At 43.5% G+C, this 19,029-nt stretch carries 15 protein-coding genes; 7 read left to right on the top strand and 8 right to left on the bottom strand.

Features of this window, described 5'->3' with window-relative positions; genetic code table 11:
* Window positions 1-174: 174 nt before the first annotated feature.
* From AAHF22_RS11520 to AAHF22_RS11510, 3 genes are all read left to right on the top strand, one after another.
* A complete protein-coding gene (locus AAHF22_RS11520) occupies window positions 175-1,218 on the top strand; it encodes a hypothetical protein (RefSeq protein WP_347325149.1) in 1,044 nt (347 codons plus the stop codon).
* A 966-nt stretch (window positions 1,219-2,184) separates the two neighbouring features.
* Window positions 2,185-3,555 (top strand): 2-hydroxycarboxylate transporter family protein, encoded by a 1,371-nt coding sequence (locus tag AAHF22_RS11515; protein ID WP_347325148.1) that lies wholly within the window; start codon window positions 2,185-2,187, stop codon window positions 3,553-3,555.
* A gap of 203 nt (window positions 3,556-3,758) precedes the next feature.
* The gene (locus AAHF22_RS11510; RefSeq protein WP_347325147.1) at window positions 3,759-4,949 is read left to right on the top strand and encodes an NAD(P)-dependent malic enzyme; all 1,191 of its coding nucleotides are present in this window, start codon (window positions 3,759-3,761) and stop codon (window positions 4,947-4,949) included.
* A 599-nt stretch (window positions 4,950-5,548) separates the two neighbouring features.
* Here AAHF22_RS11510 and AAHF22_RS11505 read toward each other — a convergent pair.
* Window positions 5,549-6,403, bottom strand: coding sequence for a manganese catalase (locus AAHF22_RS11505; RefSeq protein WP_320543546.1), 855 nt, complete (start codon window positions 6,401-6,403; stop codon window positions 5,549-5,551).
* A 385-nt stretch (window positions 6,404-6,788) separates the two neighbouring features.
* Window positions 6,789-7,886, bottom strand: coding sequence for an AI-2E family transporter (locus tag AAHF22_RS11500; RefSeq protein ID WP_347325146.1), 1,098 nt, complete (start codon window positions 7,884-7,886; stop codon window positions 6,789-6,791).
* 632 nt (window positions 7,887-8,518) lie between these two features.
* Here AAHF22_RS11500 and AAHF22_RS11495 point away from each other — a divergent pair.
* Window positions 8,519-9,463 carry an aldo/keto reductase family protein gene (locus AAHF22_RS11495; RefSeq protein WP_347325336.1) on the top strand — a complete coding sequence of 315 codons (945 nt, stop codon included), beginning with the start codon at window positions 8,519-8,521 and terminating at the stop codon, window positions 9,461-9,463.
* 213 nt (window positions 9,464-9,676) lie between these two features.
* On the opposite strand, the gene AAHF22_RS11490 is transcribed toward AAHF22_RS11495, so the two are convergent.
* Window positions 9,677-9,934, bottom strand: coding sequence for a hypothetical protein (locus AAHF22_RS11490; RefSeq protein WP_347325145.1), 258 nt, complete (start codon window positions 9,932-9,934; stop codon window positions 9,677-9,679).
* Window positions 9,935-10,313: 379 nt separating this feature from the next.
* Between AAHF22_RS11490 and AAHF22_RS11485 the strand changes: the two genes are divergently transcribed.
* The 3 genes from AAHF22_RS11485 (at window position 10,314) to AAHF22_RS11475 (ending at window position 12,501) form a co-directional block, all read left to right on the top strand.
* Window positions 10,314-10,814, top strand: a complete 501-nt coding sequence (locus AAHF22_RS11485) for a hypothetical protein (protein WP_347325144.1) — start codon at window positions 10,314-10,316, stop codon at window positions 10,812-10,814.
* A 651-nt stretch (window positions 10,815-11,465) separates the two neighbouring features.
* Window positions 11,466-11,960 carry a hypothetical protein gene (locus tag AAHF22_RS11480; protein WP_347325143.1) on the top strand — a complete coding sequence of 165 codons (495 nt, stop codon included), beginning with the start codon at window positions 11,466-11,468 and terminating at the stop codon, window positions 11,958-11,960.
* A gap of 103 nt (window positions 11,961-12,063) precedes the next feature.
* Entirely contained in the window at window positions 12,064-12,501 is a 438-nt protein-coding gene (locus tag AAHF22_RS11475) for an Imm8 family immunity protein (RefSeq protein WP_347325142.1), read from the top strand.
* 163 nt (window positions 12,502-12,664) lie between these two features.
* Here the strand turns inward: AAHF22_RS11475 and AAHF22_RS11470 are convergent, their stop codons facing one another.
* The 5 genes from AAHF22_RS11470 to AAHF22_RS11450 all read right to left on the bottom strand — a co-directional run bounded on the left by AAHF22_RS11470 (window position 12,665) and on the right by AAHF22_RS11450 (window position 18,754).
* On the bottom strand, window positions 12,665-13,627 hold the full coding sequence (locus AAHF22_RS11470; protein ID WP_347325141.1) for a glycoside hydrolase family 43 protein: 963 nt from the start codon (window positions 13,625-13,627) through the stop codon (window positions 12,665-12,667).
* A gap of 415 nt (window positions 13,628-14,042) precedes the next feature.
* Window positions 14,043-15,485 (bottom strand): arabinan endo-1,5-alpha-L-arabinosidase, encoded by a 1,443-nt coding sequence (locus tag AAHF22_RS11465; RefSeq protein WP_347325140.1) that lies wholly within the window; start codon window positions 15,483-15,485, stop codon window positions 14,043-14,045.
* 18 nt (window positions 15,486-15,503) lie between these two features.
* The gene (locus AAHF22_RS11460; RefSeq protein WP_347325139.1) at window positions 15,504-16,346 is read right to left on the bottom strand and encodes a carbohydrate ABC transporter permease; all 843 of its coding nucleotides are present in this window, start codon (window positions 16,344-16,346) and stop codon (window positions 15,504-15,506) included.
* Window positions 16,347-16,372: 26 nt separating this feature from the next.
* Window positions 16,373-17,263, bottom strand: a complete 891-nt coding sequence (locus tag AAHF22_RS11455) for a carbohydrate ABC transporter permease (protein WP_347325138.1) — start codon at window positions 17,261-17,263, stop codon at window positions 16,373-16,375.
* Between the two features lie 147 nt (window positions 17,264-17,410).
* A complete protein-coding gene (locus tag AAHF22_RS11450) occupies window positions 17,411-18,754 on the bottom strand; it encodes an ABC transporter substrate-binding protein (RefSeq protein WP_347325137.1) in 1,344 nt (447 codons plus the stop codon).
* Window positions 18,755-19,029: the final 275 nt, after the last annotated feature.

Below are 19,029 nucleotides of genomic sequence, written 5' to 3'. Positions count from 1 at the left end.
ATAAGCTTAATTCATTTCCATAAAATAAGAACATTTAGGAGGAAAGGTGCGATTAACAACTTTCTAAAGTTAATGCTATACAGATCAATTTATCATTGTTATGTCTATACGTATACAAAAGTGAATCGGCTGCACTAAAAACAAAAGCGTTCATTCAAAATTAGGTGGTGGAAAATGGGGAATAAAAGAAATACTGTTTCAGGAAATAAAAATATAGAAAGATTAAGACAATTGGAAGCTCAACAAGAGTGTCTTTTTAAGAATATTAAACATGTATGTTCAGGTAACCAAAAAAATAAATTAACAATTGGAAGTCATATAATATCAGAGAATGACTATCTTTCTAGAATTGCTTCAGTGGATAATAAAGTGCTTATGTATAATATAGGCCATGAATCGTATTGTGAAAAAAAGAAACGAGGACGATGGGAAGAATTATTAACTCTAGTTCACACAAAGAATGAAGCAAATACTAGAAATGTGCTGTGTGGAAAGCATGATGCGTCTCTATTTGACAAAATAGAAAATGGTAATAGATATGATGAACACGCGGAAAACTTCAAACAACAAAATTTTCAGTTTGCTTTGAGGGCATTTATTTTTGATTATATGCATGAGAAACGCGTGAATGATGAAGGAATAGTAACAAATCATAGTAAAGGTCCTAACTTTCGCGCCAATTTTAGTTTACCATATGGTCAGAAATATTTTAAAAAATTTCAGGTAGCTTACTCTATTGATGATTGGGATTGTATCGAGACTAAAGTAATAACAATTGATAAAGAAGTGAATTTTATTTCATGTTTTTCTTTTTTTCCATTTAACTACCTTAAATTTAGATATAGTGGTCACGTTAATGATAAATTATTTGTGAATATTTTCCCTGAAAAGAATCAAACAAAGGTTGTTATTTCTTATTTCAAAGATGAATCAGTACACTGTAAACGATTAAGTGATCTATTATATAAGTTATTTTTGAAGAAAAAAAGCAAAAAACTTGAGGGGTTTCTTACGAAATGCGTATTGTTATATGATTTAAAAGTCACATATAATCCAGATTACATTAACAGATTATTTAAAGATGAGTCTAGAAAAATACAATTTTTGAAATTTTCTCTTTATATTAGAGGAGTGAGAAGGACTTCAGATATCTACAGAAACTTTTTTAGAATTTTTGTGTTTGAAAAATTAAAATTCAATCTTTTTGATGATTATTAAATTCATTTACAAGTAAATAAAACTTCCTCGTATATGATATGAAGAGTAACTGAATATCTACTACTAAACAAAACCAAAAGATCAGATTGGATCACATAGACTTGCCCCAAAACTGATCTTTTCCTCTGTCCAATGCTACTCTCTATAATGACAAAATTTTGTTGATGCTTACATAAAATCCACAGAATATACTTTGGTGTTATTTGTATACAATATATTTCATTTTATTTTTTATTATGTCGAAGGATTGAATTTCCACAACACTCGAACAACAAAATTAAACATTTTTTATTGAATTTAAAATACAAATGATAAGTTCAGCTTAAAGTCATCATAGCAAAGGAATACGGCCTCATTGTTTCAATTCTACACTACTGTATCAAGCAATCGAGGGAAAGATTGTTTTGTTAAAAGAAAACTGGCATCTATGGATGGAAAACGACATTTTAAAGTAAGTAGCGCTGATTATGGGATGAAAGTGTATGTCATGCAGAACAACTATGATAAATACTCAGTATTAACTATGTATAACATTCTTAAAATCGTTAAAAGTATCTTCTATACATTCAGTGCAAGAAAATGATAGTGAGAGTCTTTGTTTACTACTAATCCAAAAGATTCTTGTGGCTTTACTCCTATATTTGAAAAAGCTCTCTGTATAAATCCTAAATTTAAAACTACACCTAAAAAATACATGAAAATACCAAATTATGAATATGAAACTATAAAGAGCGCTCACAGCTACCATGCAAGGCGTTGTTCCTTTTTCTATGATTATAATTATACTTTCAATAAATCCCAGTCATATTCTCATTTGAAACCTGTGGCTCACTTTAAAAAGTTTAAAAAAGATATCGATACTTAGAAAAATATTAAAGCGCTTTCAAAAAGTTTACTATAAATCTGTACAGAGCAAGCATCGAGCGATAGACAGAACGCTTGCCTGATAAAGGAGGTAAACAAAAGATGGAAAAGTCAATTCAGCATCCGATTCATACGCATGCGGAAGAACGACATCTTTCGGCTAACGAAGGCAAGTTCAAGCTTCCTGCCTGGCTCAAGCAGCTTGGACATATTAAGATCGGAGCGATTCCGCTACCTTTATATGTGCTGATGGCAATAATCGTTTTTGCGGCGGCTGCGCTAGGTCATCTGCCTAACGATATGATCGGCGGTCTTGCTACCATTATGGTCATGGGCGTGCTGCTGAGTGAGCTTGGATTTAAGCTCCCTCTGCTCAAACATATCGGTGGACCCGCGATTCTGTCGCTCATGGTCCCTTCGTTCCTCGTCTTCTGGCATGTGCTGAATCCACCGGTCATCGACTCGGTGCATACGCTGATGAAAACATCCAACTTTTTGTACTTGTATATATCGTGTCTGGTGGCAGGTAGTATTACCGGCATGAACCGCAAAACATTGATCCACGGCTTTATTCGCATTTTTATCCCGATGATTGCCGGGACACTGGCGGCAGTCGCTGCTGGTCTGGCTGTAGCGATCATGTTTGGTTACAGTGCTTACCATGCCTTTTTCTATATTATCGTCCCAATTATTGCGGGCGGTGTGGGCGAGGGCATTTTGCCGCTATCGATTGCATTTTCACAAATTCTCGGCGGTGAGTCGGCAAGCTATGTCGCTCAAATGATACCAGCGGCAGTGATCGGGAACGTGTTTGCGATTATTGGTGCCGGTGTACTCAAGAAAATGGCAGATAAAAATAGTGCGATTACCGGCAACGGCGTACTCGTCCGAGAGAAATACGGCCAAACGATGAGCGGCAGTGTGTACGACGGATTAAAGCCCGATTTTGCGCTGATGGGGGCAGGCTTGCTGTTTGCCTGTGGCTTATTCATTACCGGGCATTTGCTGTCACCATTTGTAGGCATTCCGGGACCGATTTTGATGATTTTCGGTGCAGCAATTCTCAAAGTAACGAATCTACTGCCAAAATCGATCGAGCAGGGCGCATACCAGCTCTACAAATTCGTCTCCGGTACGCTGACCTGGCCGATTATGGTGGGGTTGGGCATTTTGTACATTCCACTCGGTGATGTAGCAGCGATCCTATCCATTCCGTACATTCTCGTATGTGCTTCCGTCATTATGGCGATGATCGTTAGCGGCTATGTAGTGGGTAAATGGGTACGCATGTATCCGGTCGAAGCTGCGATTGTAACAGGCTGTCGTGGTGGTCTCGGTGGAACGGGCGATGTAGCGATTTTATCAGCTTCCGGTCGAATGGAACTGATGCCATTTGCACAAATTTCCACTCGGATTGGCGGCGCATTAACGGTCGTGATTGCGACCTTGCTGTTATCGATGTGGGGAGGCTGATCCGTTCTTGAAAGGAATCTGTATGACCTATTTTTTGCAATACAAGGAAACGGGTATCCACTTACATTCGGACTTGAATTCGTGATGAGATCGAAACCGAGAACAGTTATATCTACTGAAATAGAAATATAAACTATAGAGATAGACATCGTACTGTCGCTCCGTCAGAGCGAACAACCTATTCATTTGTGGAGGGAATCATCATGAGAATTCTCGGAGATATCATTGAACTGCATCAAGGCGGCAAAATCGAAACGATGCTCAAGCACCCGATCGTCAACAAAGAAGATCTTGCTAAAGTGTATACACCCGGTGTGGCGCAGGTGTGTGAGGAGATTGCACGTAATCAGAGCAAGGCATACGAGCTAACGACGAAAAAAAACACCGTTGCCGTTGTTTCGGATGGGACAGCTGTGCTGGGACTTGGCGATATCGGCCCTCATGCGGCGATGCCTGTGATGGAGGGCAAAGCAGCGTTGTTCAAGCAGTTTGCTGGTGTGGATGCGGTGCCTGTATGTCTGGACACAAAAGATACCGAAGAGATTATTCGGATTGTGAAAGCGATCGCACCTACATTTGGCGGTATTAATTTAGAGGACATTGCCTCTCCACGCTGCTTTGAAATTGAAGCTCGCCTGCGCGCAGAGCTGGATATCCCAATCTTTCATGATGATCAGCATGGGACAGCGATTGTGTCGCTCGCTGGTGTGTTGAATGCGCTCAAAGTATGCGGCAAAACGCTAGCACAATCGAGAATTATCGTTAACGGTCTCGGTGCAGCCGGATTATCTGTAGCGAAAATGCTGCTCAAAGCGGGCGCTATTGAGCTAATCGGTGTAGATCGTCATGGAGCGATTAGCCGCGATATGGAATACGATAATCCGCATTGGAATGAGCTTGCCGCTATGTCTAATCCGCATGGTGAAAGAGGTGCATTATCTGAAGTGATCCGAGGTGCAGATGTGTTTATCGGCGTATCTGCCGGAAATATTCTGAGCCTGAGCGATGTGCAAAGTATGGCGGATGACCGTATCGTATTTGCGATGGCAAATCCGGTGCCAGAGATCGATCCGGTCATCGCAGCTCCTTTTGTACGTGTATTAGCGACAGGGCGCTCGGACTTTCCGAATCAGATTAACAATGTGCTGTGTTTTCCTGGTATTTTCCGTGGGGCACTGGACTGTGGGGCGACCGATATTAACGAAGATATGAAACTGGCGGCAGCACAGGCGATTTCATCGGTGATTGATCCGGCTGATTTGAATGAGCACTATATTATTCCCGATGTGTTTGATGTGCGGGTGGTAGAGCGTATTCGGCTGGCGGTGATGGAGGCGGCCTATCGTAGTGGGGTGGCGCGGTATGAGCCGCTAGTTGTGAGTGATGTGCATTGATCGTGGTTAGCTAATTTTGCGGATGGGAGGCATACTACTTCCGGCACAGAATAAGGCATGGCCTAGGTTGGATCAGAGATCAGGTAGAGCGGCGGGAATCTTTTGGATGAGGAAAGGATGAAGATTTTTGCTCCTACAAGGCTGTAAGATATTTTGCTTTGCCAAATTCATTTTCATTGAAATCTATGTTAGCAAGTCGCTAACACGGTAAGTCTTCCTTACTCCCTGTTTTCTTACCTGAGTTCTTTGCGTTTGCATCAAAACATCAAGCACCATAAATAAAGACTTGCACGTAAGCAGTAACTTGTTCCTTTTAAAGCAAGACGGATAAACTGCATATTTGAAGATAAGTAGATAAAAAAGTAACCGCTCTTTCAGCAGTAGTTCTATGCTGAGAAGGCGGCTACTTTTTTATAATATTCGGTACTTCATATAGGCAACTTCTATACAGCACCTTAGCTGGATATCTTATTATAACGAGTGAGATTGCGTCTGGAATATCGTGCACCATTGTATATACATATATAGTGGGATTTCCCGTTATAAACAAAATAACCGATGCCTGTGCGTGCATAAAATGCGGTATTATGGATCATCTATTATTTACTTAACGTGCCCACATTAATAATGCTTGGTGCCTGTTCTGGACGAGAGTGCATAATATCAGGAGCTGGTTTGAGAATAGGTGCCTGACCGTATGCTTTTGGCTGTTGTACATATTCAAATGTACCGGTACCATCCATCGATGGGCCGCTTGCCCAGCGTCCGGCTGCGCTCTCTTCACCTTGCGAGAAGTTCATAAACTGGTGCGCGACTTCGCGTTTTTCCAGTTCAAGCGGGAAAGAAGCTGGTGTGATGGTGCCCTGCTTCGCTTCAATCTCGGAAATGGCTGCCAGCCACTGATTCTGGTGCATCGTGTCGCGTGCGATCATAAACGATAACAGATCACGCACGCCGGGGTCAGTCGTTTGCTCATACAGACGAATCACTTGCAGACGTCCTTGTGATTCGGCATTCAGGTTAGCACGGAAATCGGACAGCAGATCGCCGCTCGCTACGATGTAGCGCGAGTTCCACGGATAACCAACGCTATCGGATGGAAGGGCGCCCAGACTGGATACGATCGCATGCTGCGGATTCATACCACCCAGTATGGCACCAATCGCAGGATCTTTAGCTGCGGCTTCCACTTGATCCAGTGGAGCATCGTCCAGCAGCTGGGCAATCATCGTTGCCAGCATTTCGACGTGACCGATCTCCTCGGTCCCGATATCGAGCAGCATATCGCGGTATTTGCTATCTGCACGTGTGTTCCAGCCCTGGAACAAATATTGCATCATAACGGACATTTCGCCATATTGTCCACCTAGCACTTCTTGCAGCTTACGCGCATAGACTGGATCTGGCTTATCCGGTTTGGCAGTGTATTGTAATTCTTTAATGTGAAAGAACATAATGTAACGCCTCCTTGTGCATGATGATGTCGCTTGAAGTTAGGTCAGGATTTGTACGGGTATGGTGATTTCACTTAAAGTCTGTTTGGTATCTGGACAGTCACACCGATACGGCAGCACTACGTGTATGTAGAAGAGCTGCTCTACCGAATGGGCTATATGCTATAACCTCATACTGCCAGACATCGACAATAATGTCTTCCATGGAAAGACGGGTCACGATGGCCATCGCATAACCCTATTAACCATATCATTTCCGAGATAACCGAATATTTGACCATAAAATTGCATTTATGGAATCGGATGTTGTTGACCCTGTTTTAGCCGAACCGCACAAAAAAAGACCGGAGTGACAGCGATCTCGCTTGGTCACTCCGCTCTGTATTCATTCTAATTCACTGCTAACCTTTTGTTTGAGGTACATACGATACAGATGCACGACGCTAATTTTGGCTGCCATATAGATCGGAATAACGAGCAGCATGCCGAGAATACCACCCATATCGCCACCAACGAGTAATAGCACGATAATCGTAAATGGATGAATATCAAGCTGATTACCGAAAATGATCGGCTCCAGCAAGTTATTTTGAATCAATTGAGCCACAATGACGATTACGATCGACCATACGCCCATCATCGGTGATTCGATTAGACCGACGATCGCCACTGGAACCGCCGATAAAATCGCCCCGATATACGGAATAAAGTTCAGGAAAAAGGCAAGAAACACAAGCAGCAACGAGTACGGCAGATCAATGATCAGAAACCCGATATACAGCAGTACACAGAGCGCAAAATTGACGAGTACACGCCCCGCGATAAAGCTGCTCAATGCATCGTCGATTTCACTCAGCATCGTTTTGCCATCTTCACGGTATTTGCCTGGAAACAGTTGCTGCAAGCGAGTCGACAACTTGCGGTCATCCTTGAGCAAATAGTAGAGCATGATCGGTACCGTCGCGACAACGAGCACAAAGTTCGAGACGAACGAGAACATGCCCGAAATATGCACAGACAGCCAATCAAACACGGTATTCAGATACTCGGTTAGCTTTTGCAACATTTCCGAGCTATTGGCACTGCTGCCAGCAGGCATAAATTGCTGGACAAATGGTTGCTTCTCCAACATTTGCACCTGCGCGATAATGCTTCGTGTAAAGTCAGGCGCGCTCGTAATGAAACTTTTCACCTGGTCACGCAGTGTCGGCCAGCCAATGATGCTGAATACGACCAGAATAACAACGACTAGCAGATACAGCAGTAAAATCGACCAGGAGCGTCGCAGCTTTTTCTTTTCTAAATAATTCACCAGCGGACGCAGCGGATAGTACAGAAAGGCTGTAATTAATAAAGGTACAATCGTTAAACTAATGAGTGAGCGGATCGGTACGAAAATAAAGTCGACCAGCGTACCGAGATAAATAATGAGTAAGATGAGTGCAACGCCCGCACCGAGGCGGAAAAAGCGGTTTTGCAGCATGTAGAGTATCCCCCTTGAATAAAATGTAGTGTAGGTATGAAGTGCGAATAGAGCAAATAGTGAATGTACAAATGTGTAATGATACTGCTGTAGATACTGGCAACTGGAATGATCAAGGTTAGAACAACGGCAGTCGAGACGGATGGAGAGGTAACATAAGACTGAATCGGCAATGAGCATGAGAATAGGCTATATGTATACTGCCATGTCCCAGAACCCTGATTTGCTCAAACCGACGTATTCCATCCCAATGATCGTATGCGACAGTAGCAATACAGCATCGTTAAATAGAAAGTCCCTTTTAAGTTTGCTGGAATAAAGAAGGGCTGCAACAATTGTCTGTTATATTACGCAGCCAGCAGACGGAAAGATTCAAGCGAAGTTTACATGCTAATCGATGATCTGCTCGATGCTCCAGTAAAATAGGCCTATATACATATAAACACAAGCGCAGCTTGCCTAATCGGCATCGACACTACTACAATAAGTAAGGAACGTTGCTGTAAGCGTATACGTGGTGCTGGTAAAAGCGATGTACAGAGCAAAATGAAGATGGCTTGCATCAGCAATGGGGTTGACGCTTACATCTGCAACTAATCTAATTACATATATGGGAGGGAAAAGCAATGACAATGAACTACAGAAGACTCGGTGGCAGTGGACTCAAAGTGAGTGAGATTAGCCTCGGTAGCTGGCTTACATACGGCGGCTATGTAGAACGCGAAAATGCAGTGCAGTCGATCCGTAAAGCGTATGAGTTAGGTATTAACTTTTTCGATACAGCCAATGTGTATGAGCGCGGTGAAGCCGAAAAGGTCGTCGGTGCGACGCTGAAGGAATATCCACGTGAATCGTATGTGCTGGCGACGAAAGTGTTTGGCAATATGGGCGATGGACCGAACGATCATGGCCTGTCTCGCAAGCATATTATGGAACAATGTCATGCCAGTCTAAAGCGTCTCGGACATGACTATATCGATCTGTACTATTGCCATCGCTTTTCCCCAGAAAGTCCGATCGAAGAAACGCTACGTGCACTGGATGATCTGGTGCGTCAGGGCAAAGTGCTGTATGTAGGTGTCAGCCAGTGGACAGCTGCTCAAATGCAGGCAGCTGTAGGCGTTGCAGATCGTTATCTGCTGGATCGCATCGTCGTCAACCAGCCCGTGTATAATATGTTCAATCGTTATATTGAAGAAGAAGTGATTCCACTTGGCGAAAAATATGGCATCGGTCAGGTTGTATATTCGCCGCTCGCTCAAGGTTTGCTGACAGGGAAATATACGTCTACAACCGATATTCCAGCCGATAGCCGCGCTGCCAAGCTAGGCTGGGATGATAAACGGATCACCGAAGATCGATTGGAGCAGGTACGTAAGCTACAGGCAATTGCTGATGAAGCTGGCCTGTCATTGACCCATCTGGCACTGGCATGGATTTTGCGTCAGAATAATGTGTCGAGTGCACTTGTAGGCGCGAGCCGTCCGGAGCAGGTGGAGCAGAATGCAGGGGCTTCGGGGGTTAAATTGAGTGGTGATGTGGTGGATGCGGTGCAGCAAGTGCTGGGTGGGGAGTAAGAAGAGCTACACTGCCTTTTAAACATGGCATAGTAAGTTTAGCTTAAATAGATGAATGTAGAGATGTTCCTCAACGATACGAAAAAGAAGCTACCCGGATAAGGGGAGCTTCTTTTCTTTTACTATAGGTATATCAGGAACAACTGTTATAAGTACAACAGCAACAACAAACATAAAAATAAAGGATATTTGAAAATTATGTATAGCCGCACGTTATCGATTAGAAGATGAACGCCGATTATTCGTCTGTTTTAAAATTTTAATAAATATAGGTAGATATAATAAAATCCCGATAATGATAAGCGTACTATCGCTAATCGCAACTTTCCCCATAGAACCAAGTACAATCAACAGTATAAACAGTAGATCCAGTGCAAGATAGCCGTATTCATATAATTTCTGAGATTTTAAAAATAGAGGGGCTTGAGACATATAAGCAACTTGCCCAATTAGCATTAAGGTAATAAGCATGAATATCCTCCTGACTTATGCACCCTTTTTCATTGGGATTTGAATCGTGAAAGATATTGGAATGAAATGATGATTTGATGGAAGAAGCTGGTCTCATCAAATATAGGTATGAATAACATATAATTAATGTAAAAAAATGTTTATTACACCATAGCATATCTATTATCGTAGTTGCAAAAAATGTAGCGGGAGGATGATGTGTGTTTATCATGGAATGGGTTGGGATGAGTTCGTTTGGAACGGTTACAAATTAGGTGTAATTACAGGAGAAATGATGTATTGAAAAGCTAAGTGGATTCTTCAATGCAACTCTAATTGTAGTTGCATCGTCAATATATTTTGAAAGGAAATGCAGCATAACCTATAAGTGAGGTCATACATGTCATTAGAACAAATCAAAAATATGATGAAGACTCATGTGTTCGATGATATATGTCTGGTAGGATTTGTCTACGCAGAAGAAAACGAACTTACTGAGTTCATTGCCAGTATGAGATGTCTATTTCTCGAGTTCGGAAATAAAATTATTAAAGTGGAGGAAATGGAACAGTTTTCTAAACTTTCACTTACTGTAGTTGATGATATTCACATTGACATTGATGTTGAAAATTTTATTCCGGCCAAATCAAGAATTAGTAATGTTGTATTTCATAATCCATTATCAGATAACATCGTTTCAGAAATAGTCTTGTTTAATATGGAGGAACACGAAGCACGCGTAATCTGTGATGTTTTCAAATTAGTATTACTGAATAAGCAGGAACTATTTTTTGATCCTTCGTTTTTGGGTATAAATGTAGGCGGTTCTGAGGTGGAAGCGTTATGGAGGAACAATCAACTTAAAGGCTATAAAGCAATTCCAACGGTAATTAAGTTGTGAAGCAAACATGGTGCCAACCGAAGTTGAATTGGCAGCTTACGTTCTTTTATACGTAAACGATTTAAGTTGTTATTAATTCGGTGCTACATGAGTTGAATGAATACATTAAAAATGAATAGGGTGATGCTTCGTTTTACTACGAATGTATATTTTCTGATCAGATTCAAAAAATTGTCCACGTATTTCCACTTTAATTATATAGGTGATCCTTTTAAAAATTATTTTTAAGCCATCCTATGGTGTGATCAAACATCATGAAACAGACGAGAAGCTTGCGCTATTACTCCATTTATTCGTAGCAGATCATTCGCTATTGCTCTTTTCCTTTTATGAGAGAAATCTGCATTTGTATGATGCAGATACGCAGAAGTTTATTGTAGACAGATGTTTATTCGTCAATTCCAACTGGGTTTTACCCTGGGCAGAAACGATATCGTACTGGGATGAAGGAAATCAAAGGCCTAAAATCATTTGATTAATGAAGAAGATGATTATGATCACTATGTAGGATTTACGAATAGGGAGGATTTTTCCTATACCATACTGCCTGAAATTAAAAAGAATTTTAAGGTGAAGGAATGAAAAGCTAACATGTATTAAAAAGAAGGTCATCCTAGTTCTGATGAAAGTAAGATATGGAGGTCATATATGATGCAAAGCGAAATACATAAACATTTAAGCCTGTTACAGCAGCTTTCGATTTTGGACATAGGCAGAGCAGCCGATCTGGTATGGTTTCAGTTTGGAGTTGTCGAATCGCAACAGCCTGAACCCGTGGCGAGCTATGCACTACATATGCAGTGCCCCTGGCGGATCACGTATGAGCAGAAAATTGTGATGGGATCAGCCGATGTGTATAGACCGCGTTCAGATTATAGCGGAGATCCCGATCTTTTGGAATGGGATGTAGCGGGGATGAGCGCATTAGATGAGAAGGTGAGAATACACGTTCATTTGAATGCGATGAAACGGACAGTAGAGCGAATGATGGCTGATCATTATGGTGGGTTTACGATAACTTTTTCAAATGGGTATCAGTTTGAATCGTTCATCCATGAAACGTCTGATGCAGAGCTGTGGCGTTTGTTAATGAGGACAGAGCAGCAGCATTTTGTAGTTAATGGGCAGGGTACAGAGGTCGTGTAGTGCGGTGTTCAGTCATGTGATATGACATTGACAATGATATTAAAGGATAGCAGGCAAATGGCCTTGATTCATATCACATTCTAAATACAGGGAGATGAAGATCTTGATCAAACCGATATTAAAAGATCTTATTATTACGGGAAATCCTAATATCTATGGGAAACTACAATTCACAGAAACCGAAGATATTGGTGATGATTTTTATTTATCAGGAATAGCATGTATTGGAATGGAAGGAATTGAGGGTGAGGATAATTTTGATTTTGGTATCATAAGTCCAAAAGCATTAGAAAGAGAGTTAAGAGAAGAAAAGAAAAATGTAATTCTTGGTACGAATAAATTTATAATGAATACGTTAGATTTTGAAGTAATCACTGAAGAAATCAACCGAATTTTATCAGATATTCAAGGCGAAACTTGGGAAGAAGTTGCCCAATCACTTAGTTACTATTTCCGTTGGGAGTATACTGATTCTATACGATTGAATAAGGCTGAGTTGTTAGAGATGGTTAAAAACGAGTTCAAAAAACAAAGTTTATAAATAGACACTCGAATAAGTCCCCATGCGAGCAATTCACACTCACATGGGGACTTATATTATTTAGAACAGCTACTTATGATTATATTCAACAAAATAGTTTGCGAAAGCTATACGTTTATAAATTGGATCACTAATGCTTCCGAATTTTCGCTGTTATTTCAACTTAACCCCGTCCATCCGGCACCGGCACCCCGAAATCCGGCGTCCCATCCGCCTTCCAATTCACCACCTGCGCACGAGCATGACGGTTCGGATCATACAGCGGATCGCCTTCAATCTCCTTATAATTCCGCGCATGATACACCATAATATCAGTTTCCCCATCAGGCGATACGGTAAAGCTGTTATGCCCCGGTCCATATTGTCCATTCTCTTCATTGGTCTGGAATACCGGCTCTGGCGATTTGGTCCAGCTAGCTGGATTAAGCAAATCGGCGTTTTCATCCGCAGTCAGCAAACCCATGCAGTAATTATAATCCGTTGCGCTGGCGGAGTAGCTAATGAACAATCGACCATTACGATGCAGCACAGCCGCACCTTCGTTTACCTTGAAGCCGATAATTTCCCAATCGTACTCCGGTGTCGCGATCATCACCTGTTCACCGCGCAGTGTCCACGGGTTTTCCATTTGGGCAATGTACAGATTGGAGTTACCGACGATATCCGGGTCTTTTTGCGCCCACACGAGGTAGCGGATGCCTTTATGTTCGAACGTGGTCGCATCGAGCGCGAACGTTTCCCATTTGGTGCGAATCTGGCCTTTTTCTACCCATGTGCCTTCCAGTGGGTTAGCGGACTCATTTTCGAGTACATACATGCGATGATCGAATAAGCCATCGTTCGTTTCGGTTGTGCGTGCAGCAGCGTAGTAGATGTACCATTTGCCATCGATATAATGAATTTCCGGTGCCCAGATGTTGGCGCGATTCGCTGGTTTTCTCCATGCGACCACCGGTGTAGCTTCGCGCAGTTGTTCCAGCGTCTTCGCGCGGCGAATTTCGATCAGGTCGTAGGCAGGAACGGATGCGGAGAAGTAGTAGTAGCCGTCTGTATGGCGGTACACCCACGGATCTGCGCGTTGCTCCAGAATCGGATTAGTAAACGTAAGTGAAGTGGAATGGGTCATGATAGTAGTCCCCTTTCAAAATGGATGGATTTCAGTTGTTCCGGTACATCGTGTTCGCAAGCATTCCATTGTACACAGTATTCCATTGTGCCCAGCCTTCAATGGAAACAACATCATAAGCAAAAATAGTTGCAAATCGTTTCTGTTGTCAGTCTGCTGGTTTGGAGGATTGAGCGGTTAGGTTCTAATTTCAATCTGTGCACTTTATTTGCTATGCATAGATGTTGCGACAGAGCATCTACATCATAGTGGACCGACGTAGTCGGATGAACCGTATTGGCTCGCAGTCATTTGAGGATACGATACGTATTGCCTTCTATGCATAACAGGGCATGATAGAGAATAACAGAGCATGAAATAAAATGAGATAGCATTAGATAGCATGAAAGAGAATAAAAGGGTATGACAGGCAGTTTTACTTGCTCGCAGCCTCGATTTGCTTGCCCCAGACCGCGATACCGTGATCATTCATTCCGGTCATCACAAGCGCAGACTGATTGCGCTCCCAGTCCCATGCAGGCAGTAGCTTCATTTCCTCTGTGGACGCGCCGCCCCACGGACTTTCTGTCCATGTCAGCGTGAGCGTTTGTTTACCGTCAAATGTCCAAGTACCGCCGCCAGTCTCGGCTTCGATGTTGCCGCTGTCTGTGAGCGTGTACGGTACAGATTGCACCTGTCCGTTTACAGACGGGTCCATCGCTATGCCTTCCCATGTACCGGCTAACATCGACCGGGGAATATTTTGTTCCCGTTCGCCAGCATAGCGTTCGGGCGATACAACAGGCCAGCCGTCGCTCGTCCAGAGCATTTTGCGTACATGCAGATAAGGCCAGTGTTTATCGGTCTCGCCGCGTGCATGGTGGACGATATAATAGTCGTCGCCGTCTTTCAGCACCGAGTTATGACCCGGCGCAATCCAGCCTTCGCCTTCTGAGAACCGATAGCCGCCGAGCAGCTTCGTACCAACCTCATATTGTGGTAAATGAGCGGTATCGAGTAGATCCATGTCGTTCACATCGGTGTAAGGGCCGGTAATCGAATCAGAGCGAGCGACGCGCACATTATAATCCTCGAACAGTGAATCATAGGACACGAACAGATAATACTTTTTAAATGTCGGATTGTAGACGATATAAGGCCCTTCTACAGCACCATCTGCGGTGGCGCAATCTCTGGCGGCAATACGTGTACCGTAGCCGTCTTGCTTGAGTTTACCTGTTGCTGGATCAAGCTCAGCGATATAAATACCGTCGAAAAAGGAGCCGTATACCATCCACATCTTACCGTCCGCATCGACGATCGGATTGGCGTCGATCGCATTGAGACGGTCTTTTTCCTGAGCGGCGGTTTTCACCACAATGCCTTCATCTGTCCAGGGACCTTCTGGCGACTTGGACGTTTGCAAGCCGATTGCTGACTGGGTACTGCCAAAGCTTGAAGCGGAGTAATACATTCGATATGTATCGCCAACTTGGATCACATCGGGTGCCCATAGATTGGTAGCACCTGTCCAGTGAAGTGCTTCTTCAGGAATGCCAGGCAATGCCTGACCGACCCATGTCCAGTTGATCAGGTCGGTCGATTTGCGTACCATCACACCGGGTTTGGGTTCGCCAGCGACACGCACATCGGTCGAGTAGACGTAGTAGCCCTGATCCGTTTTAATAATTGCCGGATCATGGGCGTTATTCACTGTCCATCTGGACTCATCATTCAGGATGGACGTATCATACAATTTCGTATCTTTTGGCGCTTCGGGGAATGTCGGAGGTGGCGTAGCTTCTTCTTCTCCATTGCAACCTGTCACACCGACAACGAATAGCAGCATTAATGCCGCCACGCTTTTGTATGATTTCATACGGATCATCCCTTTCCATTATCCTTTGACGCCAGAGATTGCGACGGACTCAATAATTTGTTTTTGGAAAATAAGGAATACGATCAGTACCGGCAGCAAGGCGACGATCGATGCCGCCATAATGAGCGGATAGTCCGTCTGAATCGCATACGTGGCGTTAAAGTTCGCAATTACGAGCTGCAACGTCTGATTTTCCGGTGAGTTCAAATAGATGATCGGCGCCAGATAATCGTTCCAGATGCCCATAAACCAGAGGATCAGCTGCGCAGCTACCGCCGGCTTGATCAGTGGGAAGGTGATGCTGGAATAGAGACGGAAGTACGAGCTACCGTCGATTTTGGCGGCTTCGATGATCGCATCCGGCACGCTCAGCAGATACTGACGCAGGAAGAAGATCATAAACACATTACCGAACAAGCCCGGTATGATCAGTGGCAACAGCGTATCGACCCAACCCAGCTTGGAGAACATCATAAACTGCGGAATCATCAGCGTTGGATATGGAATCATGATGGACGTGAGCAAAGCGAGAAAGAATTTGCCTTTGTGTGGGAATCTGAGCTTAGCGAATGCGAAAGCAGCGATACTGGATGTGAACGTACCGACAATCGTTACGCTAACCGCTACGATCAAACTGTTCTGAATCCCGCTAAGCAGAGGCCCTGCTTCCCAAATAGCTGCATAATTGCTAAATTGAAACACTTCCGGAATCCAGATCGGCGGCAGGGCGAATACATCCTGCTTCTCCTTAAGCGAGGTAGACAACATCCAGATGAGTGGTGCGATCATTGCCACCGCACCGATCAAAAGGACGATAAAAATAATCGAATTCGTTAATTTGCGTTTTTGACTGTAAGACATGCTGGGTTTGCTCCTTTCCTGGTTCATCAATCTCCATCGTAGGCCGAACGTTCATTCATTTTGAATTGCACCAGAGTAATGATAAAGATGAAGATACCAAGAATCATCGCCATTGCGGAGGCATAGCCCATTTGCAGGTTACCAAACGCTTTTTGCCAGATATAGAAGACAATCGATGCCGAAGAATACTCGGGACCGCCCGTAGGTGTCATAATGTTCATCTCGGTAAAAATCTGCGAGCCGCCAATGATATTCGTGACGACAAGGAAAAATGTAACCGGCTGTACCATCGGCCACGTAATATTACGGAAAATTTGCCAGCTATTCGCACCATCCAGCTCGGCAGCTTCATAATACGTGCGCGAGATGCTTTGCAGTGCTGCCAAATAGAGCAGCATCGTATAGCCAAGACCTTTCCAGACGGTCATAATGATCAGCGCAGGTTTAACGGTATCTTTATTCGCGAGCCAGTTCGGGCCTTCAATGCCGAACAGTGCTAGAAACTGATTGACCAGTCCATAGTCTCCGTTGTATGCCCAGTTCCACATGATCGATACCGCGGCAAGGGAGGAGATGACCGGAATATAATAAATAACGCGAAATGTAGTCGTACCCGGAATTTTCCGATTCAGACCAAGCGCCAGCAGTAGGGCGAGCAGCAAGCCGATCGGGATGCCAAGCATCAGGAAGAAGGTATTAAACATCGCTTTGTAAAACAGATCATCTGTTAATAGATCCTTATAATTGTCCAGACCGATAAAGTTCATCTGACCAAGTCCATCCCAATCGGTAAACGAACCGTAGAGGGAGTAGAGGAACGGAAACAGCACAAAGATCAAGAAGCCGATCAGCGGAGGCAAAATAAACAAATACCCGAAAATCATTTCTTTACGATACAAACTGGATTTGACATTCATGACGGTCACCCCTGTTTCTAGTATGAGCAGGTGGGATGTGTAGATCTTTCCAATGCTCGTATGGACGATGGCAAAATAGGTGCCAGCAGCACAGATGCAGGCTGCTGGCATGACGTTCTGTTATACATGCTTGTGCGTTAGTGACGATTACTTTTTCGAACGATTTTCCTGTTCTACAGCTTTGTCGAGCAGCTTTTGCATCTTCGGTTGTTGCTGCTTCACATAGTCTGCCGCTGTCATTTTACCGTCCAGTACAGGCTGAATGTCGGTGAAGAACAGATCGTACCACTCGGAGTTGTACGTATAGTTGGCTGGAAGTGCACGGCCATAGTCGTCAATAATGTTAATGAATTCCTGTTTGTTAGCAGGCTTGGTGGACTTGTCGCTTGCCCATGTTTTCGCCATATCGAGCAAGTTTGGAATTTGAACTTTTGCGTCGACTAGTTGTTGCATACCTTCTTTGGAAGCAGTCAGGTAATTCACCAGCTCAGCGGCTTCTTTTGGATACTTCGTTTTGGAAGATACACCGATACCGAGCGAACCGATCCATGTTGCTGGTTTGCCTGTCGAGCCTACCGGATATGGAATCAGATCATAGTCGAATGGCAGCTTCTCAAATGTACTCATATCCCACGGACCAACAGGGAAGAAGGCCATTTCGCCTTTCATCCAGCGCTGATACGTGTCCAGTGTTTGGGATTCTTCAATGGAAGGTGTGATTTTGTATTTGTTCTGCATGTCGGCGAAAAATTGCAGCGCTTCTGCGAACTTTGGATCATCGATCGTAACTTTTGTTTTGCTGGCATCCAGCCAGTCTCCACCATTACTCCATACAAACGATTGCAGTGCCCACTGTACGTTAAAGCCTGTACCGAATACATCTGGTTTGCCGTCTCCGTTCGTATCTTTCGTAACCTGCTGGTTCACTTTAATAAATTGTTCCCATGTGTATGGTTTTTTAGGGTCAGGTAAAGGAATGCCTTCTTTTTCAAATAATGTTTTGTTGTAGCCGAGTGCGAATGGACCAAGATCTTTGGGCATTCCGTAAATATCGCCTTTGCCTGCCATCTGGCCGTCATAGCGATACAGATCGACACCGTATTTCCAGATGTTGTTGAGGTCGACATCTTTGTTGTTCTCTACATATGGAGTCAGGTTCATCAATACTTTACTGTTCACATATGCTTTCAAATCGCCGGGAGCGAAGTAAAAGACGTCAGGCATGCTGTTACCTGTAATCGCTGCTCTCAGCTTGGTTGCGTACTGATCGGCAGCAGTAACGATGATTTTGACTTTTACGTCCGGATGCTTCTCTTCAAACTTCTTCACAACAGCTTGATACGCTTTCTGCTCATCCGTGCCACCACGGAACATAAACGTCAATTCTTTTTTGCCACTGCTGGAGCCGCTATTGCCACCGCAGCCTGCCAGTACAAGGGCGCTTACGAGCATAATAAGCATGCTCGTCACCCATAATTTTTTCTTGAACATAATGATACCTCCTGATCTAAATATGTAACCGTATACAAAATAGAGAAAGATAGCTGCGATCAGTTGCGATTCGTATTGAGCAAGGGATCAACATCAACGATGATCAAGATGAATGAAGATCAACATGGACGAAGAACGATAGTAACGAAGAGATACCAAGTAAATAGTTGAGTAAGTCGGCGACAATTCGTTATTAGAAGCATCATGATGATGTATCCGTATTTCTCAGGCTTACATGTTGGCTTTCACATGAATGCATCAGTTGATGTTGATCC

It is taken from the genome of Paenibacillus wenxiniae (genome assembly GCF_039822605.1).
GTDB classification, from domain to species: Bacteria; Bacillota; Bacilli; order Paenibacillales; family Paenibacillaceae; genus Saccharibacillus; species Saccharibacillus wenxiniae.
The sequence above is the reverse complement of the archived record's forward strand: the minus strand, read 5'-3'. Positions and strand labels throughout refer to the sequence as shown.

What these genes read in the sequence shown, in the direction of transcription:
- AAHF22_RS11520 (WP_347325149.1), top strand. Translation starts at nt 175, where the DNA reads ATGGGGAATAAAAGAAATACTGTTTCAGGAAATAAAAATATAGAAAGA.
- AAHF22_RS11515 (WP_347325148.1), top strand. Translation starts at nt 2,185, where the DNA reads ATGGAAAAGTCAATTCAGCATCCGATTCATACGCATGCGGAAGAACGA.
- AAHF22_RS11510 (WP_347325147.1), top strand. Translation starts at nt 3,759, where the DNA reads ATGAGAATTCTCGGAGATATCATTGAACTGCATCAAGGCGGCAAAATC.
- AAHF22_RS11505 (WP_320543546.1), bottom strand. Translation starts at nt 6,403, where the DNA reads ATGTTCTTTCACATTAAAGAATTACAATACACTGCCAAACCGGATAAG.
- AAHF22_RS11500 (WP_347325146.1), bottom strand. Translation starts at nt 7,886, where the DNA reads ATGCTGCAAAACCGCTTTTTCCGCCTCGGTGCGGGCGTTGCACTCATC.
- AAHF22_RS11495 (WP_347325336.1), top strand. Translation starts at nt 8,519, where the DNA reads ATGAACTACAGAAGACTCGGTGGCAGTGGACTCAAAGTGAGTGAGATT.
- AAHF22_RS11490 (WP_347325145.1), bottom strand. Translation starts at nt 9,934, where the DNA reads ATGCTTATTACCTTAATGCTAATTGGGCAAGTTGCTTATATGTCTCAA.
- AAHF22_RS11485 (WP_347325144.1), top strand. Translation starts at nt 10,314, where the DNA reads ATGTCATTAGAACAAATCAAAAATATGATGAAGACTCATGTGTTCGAT.
- AAHF22_RS11480 (WP_347325143.1), top strand. Translation starts at nt 11,466, where the DNA reads ATGCAAAGCGAAATACATAAACATTTAAGCCTGTTACAGCAGCTTTCG.
- AAHF22_RS11470 (WP_347325141.1), bottom strand. Translation starts at nt 13,627, where the DNA reads ATGACCCATTCCACTTCACTTACGTTTACTAATCCGATTCTGGAGCAA.
- AAHF22_RS11465 (WP_347325140.1), bottom strand. Translation starts at nt 15,485, where the DNA reads ATGAAATCATACAAAAGCGTGGCGGCATTAATGCTGCTATTCGTTGTC.
- AAHF22_RS11460 (WP_347325139.1), bottom strand. Translation starts at nt 16,346, where the DNA reads ATGTCTTACAGTCAAAAACGCAAATTAACGAATTCGATTATTTTTATC.
- AAHF22_RS11455 (WP_347325138.1), bottom strand. Translation starts at nt 17,263, where the DNA reads ATGAATGTCAAATCCAGTTTGTATCGTAAAGAAATGATTTTCGGGTAT.
- AAHF22_RS11450 (WP_347325137.1), bottom strand. Translation starts at nt 18,754, where the DNA reads ATGTTCAAGAAAAAATTATGGGTGACGAGCATGCTTATTATGCTCGTA.